Here is a 15815-nt window from a genome sequence, read left to right as displayed (position 1 = left end):
TCATCCCTTTAAATGTTAGCCGCTTTTAGCCAGCTTTTAATCCAAACACAACAAAAATTTAGCTTTCGCGAGCCTTTGCGGGTCAGACCTCTGAAGAGTCATGCATTTAAGGCACTAAAAGCGCCTGATGTTGTCAGAAGGAGTTGCTGCGGTTCGGAAATAATGCAACGCGATGAAATTCCGTGCGTTAAGCACTTCCCCTGAACGGCCGCAGTGTTATGATGGCGTGATTTTTTATCAGCCTGCCCTTTGAGTACATTGAGAAAGCGAACATGTTAAAAAAATTACTTTTCCCGCTGGTTGCCATGTTTATGCTGGCCAGCTGTGCTACACCGCCAACCACCATTGAAGTTTCGCCAAAAATTACGCTGCCGCAGCAGGATCCAAGCCTGATGGGCGTAACGCTGAGCATCAACGGTGCCGACCAGCGTACCGACCAGGCGCTGGCAAAAGTCACTCGTGACAACCAGTTGGTCACCTTGACTCCATCCCGCGACCTGCGCTTCCTGCTGCAAGAAGTGCTGGAAAAACAGATGACCGCGCGCGGGTATATGATTGGACCAAGCAGCCCGGTTGACCTGCAGATCATCGTTAACCAGCTGTATGCGGACGTTTCCCAGGGCAACGTGCGCTACAACATCGCCACTAAAGCGGACATCTCGATTATTGCTACCGCCAAAAACGGCAACAAGATGACCAAAAACTACCGCTCCAACTACAACGTTGAGGGTGCGTTCCAGGCCACCAATAAAAATATCGCCGATGCGGTTAACTCCGTGCTGACCGATACCATTGCTGATATGGCTCAGGACACCAGCGTTCACGACTTTATCAAACAGAACGCTCGTTAATTTTTGCCCCGTTGGCCCGCTCGCGCGGGCCAACAACAGAGTTTGTACAATCCCCCATGTCCAATCATTATCTGCGCATCTTTCAGCAGCCGAAATCAGCTATTTTACTGATCCTTGGCTTCGCGTCCGGCCTCCCCCTGGCGCTGACCTCCGGTACGTTACAAGCCTGGATGACGGTCGAAAACATCGACCTGAAAACCATCGGTTTTTTCTCGCTCGTCGGCCAGGCCTACGTCTTTAAATTTCTTTGGTCGCCGGTCATGGACCGCTATACGCCCCCGCTGCTCGGGCGGCGTCGCGGCTGGCTGTTAATTACGCAAATTCTGTTGTTGGTGGCGATAGCCGCCATGGGCTTCCTTGAACCCGCTTCTCAGCTACGCTGGATGGCCGCGCTGGCGGTGATAATCGCCTTCTGCTCCGCTTCTCAGGATATTGTATTTGATGCCTGGAAAACCGACGTGCTCTCCGTCGAGGAGCGCGGTACCGGGGCGGCGATAAGCGTTCTCGGCTACCGCCTTGCGATGCTGGTTTCCGGCGGGCTTGCGCTGTGGATAGCGGACCGCTATTTGGGCTGGCAGGCCACCTACTGGCTGATGGCCGCCCTGCTGGTACCCTGTATTATTGCGACCTTTTTAGCGCCTGAGCCGACGGACGCCATTCCGGTGCCAAAAAGCCTGGAACGCGCCGTGGTTGAGCCGCTGCGGGACTTCTTTGGCCGCAATAACGCCTGGCTGATTTTGCTGTTAATTGTGCTTTATAAGCTGGGCGACGCCTTTGCCATGAGCCTCACCACCACTTTCCTTATCCGTGGCGTAGGGTTTGATGCGGGCGAAGTGGGCATGGTGAATAAAACCCTCGGCCTGTGCGCCACCATCGTCGGCGCGCTGCTCGGCGGGATGCTGATGCAAAAGTTGACCCTGTTCCGTGCATTGCTGATTTTTGGCATCTTGCAGGGCGTGTCTAATGCCGGTTACTGGCTGCTGTCGGTTACCGATAAAGATATCATTACCATGGCAAGCGCGGTGTTCCTCGAGAACCTGTGCGGCGGTATGGGGACAGCCGCTTTCGTCGCGCTGCTGATGACCCTGTGCAATAAGTCATTTTCCGCCACCCAGTTTGCCCTGCTGTCCGCCCTGTCCGCCGTGGGCCGCGTGTATGTCGGGCCGATAGCGGGATGGTTTGTTGAGGCGCACGGCTGGCCGACTTTCTATCTGTTCTCGGTGGTCGCCGCGGTGCCGGGCATTCTTTTGCTGCTGGTCTGCAAACGCACGCTGGAATTTACCCAACAAACCGAACGCTTTATGCAACGCAGCGAATTCGCTTCGGCCTACCGCCTCGCCCTGCGCGCGCTGAGCTTCGGCTGCCTGCTGCTGGCGGCCTGGCTGCTGGTGGTCATCAGCAATGCCCTCGGGTTCACCGAGTGGGAATTCGGCGTACAACTGCTGGAATGGGGTGCTCTGTTCGCCATCGGTGGGATTTTATTTGGCGGGGTGCTGGACTTCCTGGCATTGCGCAAAACCGCCTTGCTCGGATAAAAAAAGGGCGGTCGCCCGCCCCTTCGAAGAGAACCGGAAATAGCGATATTTCCGGTTTTTTATTGCCTTAAGCCAGGGCGTGTGCTGCCGCATTCTGCCCGGCAAGCGTACCGAAGATAATGATATCCGCCACGGCATTACCGCCGATACGGTTGGCACCGTGAATGCCGCCGACGACTTCGCCCGCCGCCCAGACGCCCTTAATGACCTGTTGCTGGTCATTTACGACTTCGGTTTCGGTGTTAATGGTAACGCCGCCCATGGTGTGGTGCACCCCCGGCGCGATGCGAATAGCGTAGAACGGGCCATGTTCCAGCGGGAAACGCAGCCCGGTGGTACGGCCAAAATCTTCGTCCTTGTTCTGCTTCACGAAACCGTTGTAGCGCTCAAGCGTCTGCTGCAGCGCTTCAGGCTCCATATTCAGCTTCAGCGCCAGCTCACCCGCGGTGGCCGCGCTAATCACAAAGCCACGGGCGATATATTCATCGGCCGCTTTATTATTCTGGCGAACCTGCTCATCAAACAAGATCCACGCGCTTTTCTCCGGCAGGGCAATAATCTGCGCGGAAACATTGTCGCGGGTTTCCAGTTCGTTATAGAAGCGCTGGCCCTCCTGATTAATCAGAATTGCGCCGCCGCCGCGAATCGACTCAGAGATAAGATACGAAGTCGTCTGCTCTACCGTCGGGTGGATCTGGATTTGGTCCATATCTACCGTTCCGGCGCCAATTTTTTCCAGCAGGGCGATACCGCTGCCGGTCGCACCTTTATGGTTGGTGGTCACAAAGCCTTTCAGTTCCGGGCGATAGTGCACAACCATTTTACGGTTGGCGCTGAAGCCGCCGGTCGCCACCACCACGCTCTTCGCCAGCAGGGTATGGTGCTCATTATATTCGTTCGCGATCTTCACGCCGGTTACCACACCGTTTTCGTGCAGGATCTCTTCCACGGTGGTATCCAGCAAGACGTCGATACTGCGCTGGTTAACGTTATTCACCAGGCCGCTTATCAGGAAGCCGCCAACCGCAGAGCGGTCTTCAGGCCGGTGGGTACGGTCAATGCTCATCCCGCCGGTGATGGTGATATCGTTGAGCACGATATCCAGGCTCGCCAGCCACTCCACAGCGCCCGGCGCGCGCTCGACAAACTCTTTGAGCAGCTCGGTGTTGTTGCGGAATTTGCCGCCTTTCAGGGTTTCCTGGTAGAACAGCTCTTTGCTGTCCTTAATTCCTTTCAGCGCCTGGAAGCGTGTTTCAGCCGCGTTCATCCCCACGGAAGCTTTAATGGTGTTCCCGCCGATGGTTGGCATCTTCTCGATAATCACCACGCGAGCGCCCGCATCGGAGGCACGAATAGCCGCCGCCAGGCCAGCGCCGCCGCTGCCGATAACCGCAACATCGTAGCTCTGGGGTGCGTTCGGGTTGCCGCCTTCTTCAATAACGTGTTCTTTGCTGGAAGCGGTAAGCGCGCGGGAAACGGCCTTTTTCAGCGCCTCACTCTGGGTCGTTGCTCCGGTCACCGCATCAACGTATGGGCTGTTGGCCACCAGCATGCGCGAGCGCAGAACCTCAAAGCTGGAGGTAAAATCGACGTCCACAGAATCATCCTGAACCAGGGTGATGTCGGTGATACGGTCGGTATCCAGCGTAACGCTGATTTTGAGTTTGAGCGCTTCGGCTTCCACCTTCTCCTGGAAGACGCCCGCTTTGTATTTGCGCCCCGGAGAGCTGACGTCGCGGATCATCGCATCCACCAGCGAGAAGCGCCAAAGCGGCTCAGGGATCAGCAGTTCTTCGCGTTTGGTGTTGTCGATAAACAGGTCGAGCGCTTCATTTTTCAGGATGCGGTCGGCCCAGTCCGGGTAGGCAATACACGCTTTACCCACGGCAATCAGATCGTAACCCAGGCCCAGCGCCTCTTCGGCTTCTTTGCGGTTAACCACTCCGCCCACGCCGATAACCGGCACTTTCGCCAGCGTTTCGGAACGCATGGCATGGTATTTGTCGATCAACATCGTCGGATCTTTAGTATCAACAATCGACGCACGCTTGAAGTAGCCCACGGAGAAGTGCAGATAATCGACGCCCCGCTCGGCCAGTTTTTCCAGCAGGTACATGGTGTCGTCGAAGCGGATCCCGGGGACCTCAATCTCTTCAGGAGAGAAGCGGTAGCCGATAATAAAGGAGGCGTCGGCGAAGCGGCTTGCCATCTTATGGGTGATTTCCAGCACTTCCATCGGGAAACGTGCGCGATTTTCGCGGCTGCCGCCCCACTTGTCGTCACGCTGGTTAGAGTTTGGCGAGTAGAACTGCTGAATCAGGTAGGTGTTCGCCCCGTGAATTTCAACACCGTCGAACCCGGCTTTAATCGCACGGTTTACCGCATCACCAAATTTGGTGATCATCACGTCCACTTCTTCGGCGGTTAAAGCCTGAGGCGTAGTCGCGCCTTCACGCGGTGCGGCAATCGCACTCGGCGCAACCGGCGTTTTGCCGCCAATCAGCTCCGGCTCCACCATCCTGCCGCCGTGGTAAATCTGCAAAATTGCTTTAGAACCCTGAGATTTAATCGCGCTGGCAATTCTTGCCAGGCCCGGGATTTTGTTGTCGCTGTCGATGGCTAAAGCGCCGGGGAACGCGGGCCCTTTCGGATCGATAAAACAGCACTCGACGATGACGGTGCCGATAGTCCCGGCGCGGGCGCGATAATATTCAACGAGGTCGCTCGGTACGCTACCGTCGTAAAAACCCGTACAGGTGGTCATTGGCGCCATAATCAGGCGGTTTTTCAGCACCGCGCCGTTAGGCAGGGTAAGTGGCTTCAGGAGTGGAGTCTGGGAGTTCATTATTTATCATTCCAGCAAGTGAGGTCGACATTGTCCGGCACTCAATGAGTAGCCCCGGCAGGCAACACAATTATCAGGGAGTAAAAAAACAGATTGATCTATTGAACGGAAATCGGCTATTTCGCGGAATATATTTTTCGAATGTTAGTCAACGGTTTTAAAAAAGCAAATGCAAATAATAACCATGAATAATAAAAGGTTTTATTCAAAACCTATTCCACCGAAGCCGACAAGAAACTAAACGCAGCGGCAAACCGGGCATCGCTCAAGATTTGATCTTTAACCACTAAAATACTATGGATATAACAAAACTGATTTTTTTATTTAAATAAAATCATTGGTTTTTTGCTAAACAAAATCCAGAATTAAATACCAACAGCTAACGAGCATAATGCAAAGAAAGGGATAATTACTAATTGTTTCAGTATCATGACAGATACAAGAAGCAATCATTAATGGCGCATTAAATATGTGGGTAAATGGAGGCGGGCACCTGGTGCGGTAAGCGGTCAGATTTGCATCAGTTAAAAAAACTATCATGAATGCATCAAAATCTGCCTATAAGAGATTAGGCAGAAATAAAATTCAGGAAACAGGTTATGCAGGGAATATTAATCGAATTCATCATGATAACTTTAAGGCACAGGCTATGACTAACACTTCAACAATAAGCGCAGCGGCAAAAGCTCCGCCTCCGAAAGCGGAGAATAAAAAGCGCTTTATACTGCTATTTTTACCGATCCTGATAAGCATAGTTATATTACTTCTGCCGGTTCCGGCGGGGTTAGAACCCTATGCGTGGCACTTCTTCGCCGTCTTCGTCGGCGTGATTGTCGGGCTGATCTTTGAACCTCTGCCGGGGGCCGTTATTGGCTTAACCGGCGTCGTGGTGATAGCTCTGTTCAGCCAGTGGCTGCTGTTTAGCCCTGCGGAAATGGCCGACCCTAAGTTCAAACTGGCCGGCCAGTCCTTCCAGTGGGCCGTTAGCGGCTTCAGCAATTCAACCGTCTGGCTTATTTTCGGCGCCTTTATGTTTGCCGCAGGCTACGATAAAACCCAGTTCGGCCGCCGTCTGGCGCTGATCCTGGTGAAGTATCTGGGCCGACGCAGCCTGACGCTGGGCTATGCGATTACCTTCGCAGACCTGCTGCTGGCGCCGTTTACCCCGTCCAATACCGCGCGCAGCGGAGGCACAATCTACCCGATTATTGCCAACCTGCCGCCGCTTTACGGCTCTTTGCCTAACGATCCAAGCTCGCGCAAAATTGGCTCCTACCTGATGTGGGTCGCTATCAGCGCGGCCTGTATCACCAGCTCGATGTTCCTCTCCGCCCTGGCCCCTAACCTGCTGGCACTGGCATTGGTAAAAAGCATTATCGGGTTCGAGATCTCCTGGGGCATGTGGTTCCTTGCCTTCCTGCCGCTGGGCGTGCTGCTTATCCTCACCATGCCGCTGCTGGCCTACTGGTTCTATCCGCCGGAAGTGAAGGTGAATGACGAAGTGCCAAAATGGGCCGCCGCGGAGCTGGAAAAACTGGGCAAACTGTCGCGTAACGAAATCCTGCTGCTGCTGTTTGTGTGTAGCGCATTGCTGATGTGGATTTTTGCAGCCGCGTGGATTGAACCGGCGATGGCCGCTCTGCTGGTCATCATTCTGATGCTGTGGACCGGGGTCCTGAACTGGAACGACATTGTCAGCAATAAACCGGCCTGGAATACCTTCGCCTGGTTTGCCACCCTGGTGGCGCTGGCGGATGGCCTGGCGCGCGTGGGCTTTATCGCCTGGCTGGGTAAAGAAGGCGCGGCTCTGCTGCACGGCTTCGACCCGCAGGTTTCAGCGGTTATGCTGCTGGTTGCCTTCTATCTGCTGCACTACCTGTTCGCCAGCACCACCGCGCACACCACCGCGCTGCTGCCTGCGACGCTGACCATTGCCGCGTCGATTCCGGGCATCAACATGCCGGTATTCTGCCTGATGATGGTGACCTCGCTCGGGGTGATGGGGATTATTACCCCGTACGGCACCGGCCCAAGCCCGATTTACTACGGCAGCGGCTACTTGCCGACCAAAGACTACTGGCGGATGGGCACCATCTTCGGCGCCATCTTCCTCTGCTCGCTGATGCTTATCAGCTATCCGTGGATGGTATTGATGTTCTGATACCCGCTTTATGAAGCAAAAAGCCCCCGATAGAATCGGGGGCTTTTTTATTTCACGAAGTAGACCGCAGGGATACCGATGCCATAGAGCATCGCCAATAGCAGGAAACCCAGTAAATTCGCCAGCATGGGAAGCTGCCGGATAAACAATATCGGGAACATAATGACGGTGACAACGATGCTTATGGGCAGCATTCGCCACTCTCTGCGTTTCAACCAAAGGATCCAGCAGACGGGTACCGCGATAAAAAACATCATCACAAAGGCTCTTCCGGTCTCGGCCTCAGCCTCTTTGCCTGGCCAATAGGTTACGCCGTGCCACGCGCGATAAAGTGCGACAACAAGAAGGCCCAGCGAAACAAGCCAGACAGCAGAATGTTGTATTCTGTAAGCTTTCCCACCCGGTTCGCAGCGACGTTCGAGTTCGGGATAAACCCAAATATATGCGGCCACAATCGCCAGCATAATTATCGATTGCACGGCCTGGTGTGATGACTGGTAGCCTGCGACATAAGCCGTGTAACCCCAGAAAAGCACCGCAATTAACGCCCCCCGACTCAGCGCCAGGCCCGGCTTATAAATCGCCTCCAGCAGCACCGGGTTAAGCCTCTCCTGTAATAAAGGAAACTGCTGCCGCAGCTCACTGACCTGATTTCTTAACTGCTGAACAAAGTCCGGCATCAGCCGCGCCCACCAGGGGAGAGGCGTGCCCTTTTGCGTTAACAGACGCCACTTCAGCCGATTGAGCCAACCTTCGCTGTATTGCCGCTCTAGTATTAACCAGTAGTTTTCTCGCTCGGTATTGGCTATCTGTACCTCAAGAGCATGCAGAGTCCAGTCGGGCAGGTGCGATGAGCGGTAGCTATCAAGCTGCCAGTCCATCATCGCCGAGATGTTATTCAGCAAACTACGATAAAGCCAGGGCTGCTCGCTCAGCGCTTCGGCGAGCATCAGGCTGAACGCCTGCCGGGCTTCCAGCGCGTCGGGAATATCCTGATCGAGATAGTGGTTTAGCTCACCAAAGCCGGTTATTTCATCCCGGACCAACTGCGAGGCGAGCGCCTGCGCCTTGTCCCAAAGTTCGTTCCTGCTCCAGGCCTCTTCCGGCGGTTCGGCCTGCACATCAATCTGCTGATAAACGTCATCCGGCGCAGCAGGAAGCTCATCGAGCAGAATACTCTCCCCGGCATCTATCCAGACCGGCTCCGGCGAACTCGCATAGCGTTTGGCACTATCAAACGCTTCGCGCAACGCCTGAAACCCCTGCGGATCTTTGTCCGGCCGCCGCTGCTTCAGCTCGCGCGCATAGGCACGGCGAATTTCACTTTCATCCGTTGTGGGCGCAATGCCCAGCACATCCCATATTGTCGCCATGTTTACAGTCCGTCGTTAAGCTGGTCCAGCACCCGGCGCAGTTCGTCCCGCGCGGCGGCGATAAGGCGTAAATCCTGGCGCTCCAGAGCCTGCTCAAACTGCGTGGCGTAGTGGTCGATAATTTGCCGCCTGTCGCCCAGCGTCTGTTCATAGCGTTTTGCCGCCTCGGCGGCCAGCTGGCGGTTTTCAGGAATATCCCGGGGATGCTGTTTAAGAGCATCCAGCTGCTTTAAGCGCAGGGCTATTTCTTCCTGGCTCAATGTCCCCGGAGCCTTTTCTATAATCATTGTCGAAGCGGTTTGCTCCCCGCTGACTTTGCATTCCACTTCCAGAATGCCGTCGAGAGTATAGGTGAAACGCACGTCCACGCTAACTTCTCCCGCTTTGCGGGCAGGAACTTTGACCGACATGCTGTCGAGCAGCAGGTTGTCGCTGACCTTGCGCGACTCGCCCTGATAAACCTCGATATCAATCTGGCGCTGGTTATCGTTCACCGTGCTGAAGCTCTGCATCACGCTGACGGGCACAAAAGCGTTGCGCTCGATCAGCGGTGAGAAAAACCCCTCTTCTATTCTGTCGCCGTGACGGCGGGCAACTTCGATTCCCAGCGAATAAGGCATAACGTCGGTGAGCACGAGGTCGTCCAGCGCTCTGTCTTCCGCGATTAATCCGGCCTGAACGCCAGCGCCCAGCGCCACCACTTCATCGGGATTCAGTTCGTTACGCGGGAAGCGGCCAAACATGCGGGTAACCAGTTGGCGCACCAGCGGCATACGCGTTGCGCCGCCGACCAGAATGACGCTATCGAGCTGGCTGGCGTCGAACTGCGCATCCTGTAGCGCCTGAACCACCGGTTTCTTTAATCGGGATAGCAGCCCGCTACAGCACTCCTGGAAAGTGGCTTCGTTTAGCTCCCAGCGATATTCCTCGCCGCCATAAGTCAGGCTTGCGCTGGCCAAATCCTGGCCGCTGAGCTGTTGTTTCAGAGACTCGGCCTGGCGCGTCAGGCTCGCCGCCAGCTCCGGGTTATCCAGCGTCAGCTGAGGGTAACGGCTAAGCATCCACTGGCGCAGGGCTTCGGTAAAATCATCCCCACCCAGCCAGGCGTCCCCGCTGCTGGCGCGAACTTCAATCACGCCTTCGAACATATCGACAATGGAGACATCAAAAGTACCGCCGCCCAGGTCAAAGACCAGGAACTTTTGCTCGCGGCTGTCGGCAAGCCCGTAGGCCAGCGCCGCCGCGGTGGGTTCATTTAACAAACGCTCAACTTCCAGCCCGGCCATCAGCCCGGCGGCTTTAACCGCTTTACGCTGAGCGTCGTTAAAATAAGCCGGAACGGTTATCGCCGCCCGCGTAATAACGCAACCCAGAGCAACTTCTGCATCGGTTTTTAATTTCCGCAGCACTAACGCGGAGAGCTCTTCGGCGCGGAATGACTTGTCCCCGAGGGTGAATATTTTTTCGGTGCCCATATAGCGCTTAAAGCTGGCAACCGTAAGATGAGGGTGGCTAACCAGGCGGGCTTTTGCCGCTTCGCCGATGAGCAGTTGGCCTTCGTCGTCCAGACCAACAACGGAAGGCGTCAGTCGCCCCTCTCCGGCGGCGGCTATCAAGCGCGCTGCATCTTCACTAAACCAGGAAACGGCACTATTAGAGGTGCCGAGATCGATGCCAATAATGGGTGAGTTATTTCCTGTCATTACCTTATCCCTGTAGTGATTGTGTCTATAAATTAACCGCGTGCCTTTCTTGTAGTCCCGCTGCGGCTCAACGATAAAAATAATTAATACCGGTGAGTGACTTTTTTTGTCTAATAATAGCGCAGCGTTTAACTGTTACAGGCGTGGACTATTTATCGTAATTAAATACAGTTTTCTTTAATTACTTTGTTCCACACAGATTAAAAGATTATCCTTAACGATTCAGCCCGGTGCGAAATTAATATTTGTTGAAAATATGTGACAAATGCTGCCGCATTGTTAATCAAATGTATTTTAAATTGATTGGTTATACCAATTTTCCCGGTCTATTTCCCCTGAGATAGGTTTTCGTTATATCCTTCAGCTACCGCGCACCAACGCTAGATTTTACAGTTTGTTGCATTCTGTGTGACATCGGCGGCAGAACCCAGTAACACCCTACTGACACTGAGCCATTCATGTTTACAGTAATGTAACCTTCCCGTAAAATGCCGGCACACTTTAAACGACAATAGAGCTCCCTGGAATTGAGGTCGTTAAATGAGACTCAGGAAATACAATAAAAGTTTGGGATGGCTGTCATTAATCGCAGGCACATTTTTACTCAGTGGCTGTGATTCTGCACTCCTTGATCCCAAAGGACAGATCGGACTGGAACAACGTTCATTGATTCTGACGGCCATCGGCCTGATGTTGATTGTCGTTATCCCTGCAATTGCAATGGCTATCGGTTTTGCCTGGAAGTATCGGGCTTCAAACAAAGACGCCAAATACAGCCCAAACTGGTCGCACTCGAACAAAGTTGAAGCTGTGGTCTGGACGATTCCTATCCTTATCGTTATCTTCCTCGCGGTACTGACCTGGAAAACCACTCACGCTCTCGAACCTAGCCGCCCGCTGGAGCACGAAGCGAAGCCGGTGACCATCGAAGTTATCGCTATGGACTGGAAATGGTTCTTCATCTATCCGGAGCAGGGTATCGCTACGGTGAATGAAATCGCCTTCCCGGCCAACACCCCAGTGGAATTCAAAATCACCTCTAACTCGGTGATGAACTCCTTCTTTATTCCGCGCCTGGGTAGCCAAATCTACGCAATGGCAGGCATGCAGACCAAACTGCACCTGATTGCCGACGAAGCGGGCACCTACGACGGTATTTCGTCAAACTACAGCGGTAAAGGCTTCTCCGGGATGAAATTCAAGGCTATCGCCACCCCGGATATGGACACCTTTAACCAATGGGTTGCTAAAGCGAAACAGTCTCCGGAAGTCATGAACGATATGGCGACCTACGAGAAACTGGCCGCACCAAGCGAATACAACAAAGTCGAATACTTCTCCAGTGTTAAACCTGATTTGTTTAAAGACGTTATTAACAAATTTATGGGACACGGGAGCATGCACATGGCCAAGCCGGAAGGTGAACAAGCTTCCCATGACGATATGAAAGGCATGGAAGGTATGGAAGGCATGGACATGAGTCACGCGGAAACCTCTCACTAAGGGGCCGAGGAATAATACGATGTTCGGAAAACTTACACTGGATGCAATCCCGTATCATGAGCCAATTGTCATGGTTACGGTTGCGGCAATCATCGTCGGGGGACTGGCGCTGCTTGCGGCTATCACTTACTTCGGTAAGTGGGAATATTTATGGAAAGAGTGGCTAACCTCGGTTGACCACAAACGCCTTGGCGTAATGTACGTTATCGTCGCTATCGTCATGCTGCTGCGCGGCTTTGCCGATGCGGTCATGATGCGTAGCCAGCAGGTGCTGGCCTCCGCCGGCGAAGCAGGGTTCCTGCCGCCTCACCACTACGACCAGATCTTTACCGCCCACGGCGTTATTATGATCTTCTTCGTGGCGATGCCTTTTGTTATCGGCCTGATGAACCTGGTTGTGCCGTTGCAGATTGGCGCACGTGACGTTGCCTTCCCATTCCTGAACAACCTGAGCTTCTGGTTCACCGTTGTCGGCGTGGTGCTGGTAAACTTGTCACTGGGCGTTGGCGAATTCGCACAGACCGGCTGGGTTGCTTATCCTCCGCTATCGGGCATTGAGTACAGTCCTGGCGTCGGGGTTGATTACTGGATCTGGAGTCTCCAGCTGTCCGGTATCGGTACGACGCTGACGGGTATTAACTTCTTCGTTACTATCCTGAATATGCGTACCCCTGGCATGACTATGTTCAAAATGCCGGTGTTCACCTGGGCTTCGCTGTGTACTAACGTACTGATTATCGCCGCGTTCCCAATCTTCACCGTGACCGTCGCACTACTGACCCTTGACCGCTACCTTGGCACCCATTTCTTTACCAATGATATGGGTGGCAACATGATGATGTACATCAACCTCATCTGGGCATGGGGCCACCCGGAAGTTTATATCCTGGTGCTGCCGGTGTTTGGCGTGTTCTCTGAAGTGGTTGCTACCTTCTCTAAAAAGCGTCTGTTCGGTTACACCTCTCTGGTGTGGGCGACCATCGCGATTACCGTTCTGTCGTTCATCGTTTGGCTGCACCACTTCTTCACCATGGGCAGCGGTGCGAACGTAAACGCCTTCTTCGGTATTGCCACCATGATTATCGCCATCCCGACCGGGGTGAAGATCTTCAACTGGCTGTTCACCATGTATCAGGGCCGCATCGTCTTTAACTCCGCGATGCTGTGGACCATTGGCTTCATCGTCACCTTCTCTATCGGTGGCATGACCGGTGTTCTGCTGGCGGTGCCGGGCGCGGACTTCGTGCTCCACAACAGCCTGTTCCTGATTGCACACTTCCACAACGTTATCATCGGCGGCGTGGTATTCGGTTGCTTCGCAGGTCTGACCTACTGGTGGCCAAAAGCCTTCGGCTTTACGCTGAACGAAACCTGGGGCAAACGCGCCTTCTGGTTCTGGATCATCGGCTTCTTCGTTGCGTTTATGCCGCTGTACGTTCTGGGCTTCATGGGCATGACTCGTCGTCTGAGCCAGCAGATCGATCCACAGTTCCACACCCTGCTGGTTGTTGCAGCCTGCGGTGCGGCGCTTATCGCTCTGGGCATTCTGTGCCAGCTGATTCAGTTCTACGTTTCCATCCGTGACCGTGAGCAGAACCGCGACCTGACCGGTGACCCGTGGGGTGGCCGTACGCTGGAGTGGGCAACCTCTTCTCCGCCTCCGTTCTATAACTTCGCCCACCTGCCGCACGTTCACGAACGTGATGCATTCTGGGAGATGAAAGAGAAAGGCGAAGCGTACAAGCAGCCTGCGCACTATGAAGAGATTCATATGCCGCGCAACAGCGCAGCCGGTATCATTATTGCAGCATTCAGCACCGTGTTTGGTTTTGCCATGATCTGGCATATCTGGTGGCTGGCGATTGTTGGCTTTGCCGGCATCATCATCACCTGGATTGCGAAAAGCTTCGACGAAGATGTGGATTACTATGTTCCGGTTGCTGAAGTCGAAAAACTGGAAAATCAGCATTTCGAAGAACTCAAAAAAGCAGGGCTGAAAAATGGCAACTGAGACTGTAAATAACGCCCACGCCGCGGAGCACGGGCACCACGATGCGGGAACCAATAAGGTCTTTGGTTTCTGGATCTACCTGATGAGCGACTGCATTCTGTTCTGTTGCTTGTTTGCAACCTATGCCGTTCTGGTGAACGGCACGGCTGGCGGCCCGTCAGGTAAAGATATCTTCGAACTGCCGTTCGTTATGGTTGAAACCGCCCTGCTGCTGGTCAGCTCCATCACCTACGGCATGGCAATCATCGCCATGAACAAGGGAAACAAAAGCCAGGTTATCTCCTGGCTTGCGCTGACCTTCCTGTGCGGTGCGGGCTTCGTTGGGATGGAAATCTATGAATTCCATCACCTGATTGCAGAAGGCTTCGGCCCGGATCGTAGCGGCTTCCTGTCAGCGTTCTTCGCGCTGGTCGGCACCCACGGTCTGCACGTAACCTCTGGTCTGGTGTGGATGGCATTCATGATGATTCATGTGTCCCGTCGCGGCCTGACCAATACCAACCGTGCGCGTCTGATGTGCCTGAGCCTGTTCTGGCACTTCCTTGACGTGGTATGGATCTGCGTATTCTCTGTAGTGTATCTGATGGGGGCGATGTAATGAGTCATTCAACTGAACACAGCGGCGCCCACCACGGTAGCGTGAAGACTTACATGACAGGATTTATCCTGTCTATCATCCTGACGGCTATCCCGTTCTGGATTGTAATGGAAGGAACCGCTTCTCACGGCACTATGCTTGGCGTGGTCCTGGTGACCGCAGTAGTACAGATTCTGGTGCATCTCGTATGCTTCCTGCATCTGAACACCTCTTCGAGTGAACGCTGGAACCTGGTAGCCTTCGCCTTTACGGTGCTGATTATCGCCATTCTGGTGATTGGCTCGATCTGGATTATGTGGAACCTCAACCTGAACATGATGGTTCACTAAGAGCGGCGTGTATGATTAAGCAATACCTGCAAGTAACGAAACCAGGAATTATTTTCGGCAATTTAATTTCTGTCATTGGGGGATTTTTACTGGCCTCGAAGGGCAGCATTAATTATCCCCTGTTTCTCTACACCCTGGTTGGCGTGTCGCTGGTAGTCGCATCGGGTTGTGTTTATAACAACTTTATCGACCGTGACATCGACCAGAAGATGGAGAGGACGAAGAATCGGGTGCTGGTTAAAGGCCTGATTTCACCGAAAATTTCGCTGGTGTATGCCACCTTGTTGGGTATTGCTGGCTTCATGCTGCTGTGGTTTGGTGCTAATCCACTGGCAATGTGGCTGGCCGTGATGGGCTTTGTGGTTTATGTCGGGGTTTATAGCCTCTACATGAAACGCCACTCGGTCTACGGCACCCTGATTGGCAGCCTGTCCGGCGCGGCTCCTCCGGTTATCGGCTACTGCGCCGTGACCAACGAGTTCGATACCGGGGCCGCTATTCTGCTGGCTATCTTTAGCCTGTGGCAGATGCCGCATTCGTACGCGATTGCCATCTTCCGCTTTAAAGATTACCAGGCGGCTAACATTCCGGTGCTGCCGGTGGTAAAAGGCATTTCGGTCGCCAAAAACCACATTACGCTGTATATCATCGCTTTTGCCGTTGCCACGCTGATGCTTTCTCTGGGTGGCTACGCCGGGTACAAATACCTGGTCGTTGCCGCCGCGGTAAGCGTATGGTGGCTGGGCATGGCGCTGCGGGGCTATAAAGTGGAAGACGATAAAGTATGGGCGCGCAAGCTGTTCATCTTCTCCATCGTCGCCATCACCTCGCTAAGCGTAATGATGTCGGTCGATTTCATGGTGCCAGACTCACATAATCTGCTGACTTACGTCTGGTAAGTCACGA

General features: G+C 53.9%; 11 protein-coding genes. 8 read left to right on the top strand and 3 right to left on the bottom strand.

The genetic code is table 11. From position 1 onward, the window contains the following. The first annotated feature begins 272 nt into the window (after nt 1–272). Nucleotides 273–851, top strand: a complete 579-nt coding sequence (locus HMPREF0201_RS03975; RefSeq protein ID WP_016535187.1) for a lipoprotein — start codon at nt 273–275, stop codon at nt 849–851. 56 nt (nt 852–907) lie between these two features. After that, nucleotides 908–2386, top strand: a complete 1479-nt coding sequence (gene ampG / locus HMPREF0201_RS03970; protein ID WP_016535186.1) for a muropeptide MFS transporter AmpG — start codon at nt 908–910, stop codon at nt 2384–2386. A gap of 67 nt (nt 2387–2453) precedes the next feature. On the opposite strand, the gene HMPREF0201_RS03965 is transcribed toward ampG, so the two are convergent. Then, a complete protein-coding gene (locus tag HMPREF0201_RS03965; protein ID WP_016535185.1) occupies nt 2454–5231 on the bottom strand; it encodes a flavocytochrome c in 2778 nt (925 codons plus the stop codon). A gap of 649 nt (nt 5232–5880) precedes the next feature. On the opposite strand from HMPREF0201_RS03965, the gene HMPREF0201_RS03960 reads away from it, so the two are divergent. Further along, nucleotides 5881–7392 carry an anion permease gene (locus HMPREF0201_RS03960; protein WP_039897968.1) on the top strand — a complete coding sequence of 504 codons (1512 nt, stop codon included), beginning with the start codon at nt 5881–5883 and terminating at the stop codon, nt 7390–7392. A 47-nt stretch (nt 7393–7439) separates the two neighbouring features. Here the strand turns inward: HMPREF0201_RS03960 and HMPREF0201_RS03955 are convergent, their stop codons facing one another. Together HMPREF0201_RS03955 and HMPREF0201_RS03950 are read right to left on the bottom strand one after the other, a co-directional pair. After that, nucleotides 7440–8765 carry a J domain-containing protein gene (locus HMPREF0201_RS03955; protein ID WP_016535182.1) on the bottom strand — a complete coding sequence of 442 codons (1326 nt, stop codon included), beginning with the start codon at nt 8763–8765 and terminating at the stop codon, nt 7440–7442. A gap of 2 nt (nt 8766–8767) precedes the next feature. Further along, nucleotides 8768–10468 (bottom strand): molecular chaperone HscC, encoded by a 1701-nt coding sequence (locus tag HMPREF0201_RS03950; protein ID WP_016535181.1) that lies wholly within the window; start codon nt 10466–10468, stop codon nt 8768–8770. Nucleotides 10469–11008: 540 nt separating this feature from the next. Between HMPREF0201_RS03950 and cyoA the strand changes: the two genes are divergently transcribed. The 5 genes from cyoA to cyoE are packed head-to-tail and all read left to right on the top strand — an operon-like array spanning nt 11009 to nt 15808. Beyond that, nucleotides 11009–11971: a cytochrome o ubiquinol oxidase subunit II gene (gene cyoA, locus HMPREF0201_RS03945; RefSeq protein ID WP_016535180.1), complete on the top strand. Its 963-nt coding sequence runs from the start codon at nt 11009–11011 to the stop codon at nt 11969–11971. Nucleotides 11972–11990: 19 nt separating this feature from the next. Continuing rightward, on the top strand, nt 11991–13982 hold the full coding sequence (cyoB, locus tag HMPREF0201_RS03940) for a cytochrome o ubiquinol oxidase subunit I (protein ID WP_016535179.1): 1992 nt from the start codon (nt 11991–11993) through the stop codon (nt 13980–13982). Next, nucleotides 13972–14580 (top strand): cytochrome o ubiquinol oxidase subunit III, encoded by a 609-nt coding sequence (locus HMPREF0201_RS03935; protein WP_016535178.1) that lies wholly within the window; start codon nt 13972–13974, stop codon nt 14578–14580. Before cyoB ends, HMPREF0201_RS03935 begins: the two co-directional genes overlap by 11 nt. Continuing rightward, complete coding sequence (locus HMPREF0201_RS03930) at nt 14580–14909, top strand: cytochrome o ubiquinol oxidase subunit IV (protein ID WP_016535177.1); 330 nt, start codon at nt 14580–14582, stop codon at nt 14907–14909. The genes HMPREF0201_RS03935 and HMPREF0201_RS03930 overlap by 1 nt, the downstream gene beginning before the upstream one ends. An 11-nt stretch (nt 14910–14920) precedes the next feature. Continuing rightward, on the top strand, nt 14921–15808 hold the full coding sequence (gene cyoE, locus HMPREF0201_RS03925) for a heme o synthase (RefSeq protein WP_016535176.1): 888 nt from the start codon (nt 14921–14923) through the stop codon (nt 15806–15808). Nucleotides 15809–15815: the final 7 nt, after the last annotated feature.

The sequence above is a fragment of the Cedecea davisae DSM 4568 genome (genome assembly GCF_000412335.2).
In the GTDB taxonomy this organism is placed as follows: domain Bacteria; phylum Pseudomonadota; class Gammaproteobacteria; order Enterobacterales; family Enterobacteriaceae; genus Cedecea; species Cedecea davisae.
Note: the sequence above shows the minus strand (reverse complement) of the source record. Positions and strands in the feature narration are given on the sequence as shown.

Bases quoted from the DNA above. Each gene is read 5' to 3' on its own strand.
- HMPREF0201_RS03955 (WP_016535182.1), bottom strand. From the start codon at position 8,765: ATGGCGACAATATGGGATGTGCTGGGCATTGCGCCCACAACGGATGAA.
- HMPREF0201_RS03965 (WP_016535185.1), bottom strand. From the start codon at position 5,231: ATGAACTCCCAGACTCCACTCCTGAAGCCACTTACCCTGCCTAACGGC.
- cyoA (WP_016535180.1), top strand. From the start codon at position 11,009: ATGAGACTCAGGAAATACAATAAAAGTTTGGGATGGCTGTCATTAATC.
- HMPREF0201_RS03950 (WP_016535181.1), bottom strand. From the start codon at position 10,468: ATGACAGGAAATAACTCACCCATTATTGGCATCGATCTCGGCACCTCT.
- HMPREF0201_RS03975 (WP_016535187.1), top strand. From the start codon at position 273: ATGTTAAAAAAATTACTTTTCCCGCTGGTTGCCATGTTTATGCTGGCC.
- ampG (WP_016535186.1), top strand. From the start codon at position 908: ATGTCCAATCATTATCTGCGCATCTTTCAGCAGCCGAAATCAGCTATT.
- HMPREF0201_RS03935 (WP_016535178.1), top strand. From the start codon at position 13,972: ATGGCAACTGAGACTGTAAATAACGCCCACGCCGCGGAGCACGGGCAC.
- HMPREF0201_RS03930 (WP_016535177.1), top strand. From the start codon at position 14,580: ATGAGTCATTCAACTGAACACAGCGGCGCCCACCACGGTAGCGTGAAG.
- HMPREF0201_RS03960 (WP_039897968.1), top strand. From the start codon at position 5,881: ATGACTAACACTTCAACAATAAGCGCAGCGGCAAAAGCTCCGCCTCCG.
- cyoE (WP_016535176.1), top strand. From the start codon at position 14,921: ATGATTAAGCAATACCTGCAAGTAACGAAACCAGGAATTATTTTCGGC.
- cyoB (WP_016535179.1), top strand. From the start codon at position 11,991: ATGTTCGGAAAACTTACACTGGATGCAATCCCGTATCATGAGCCAATT.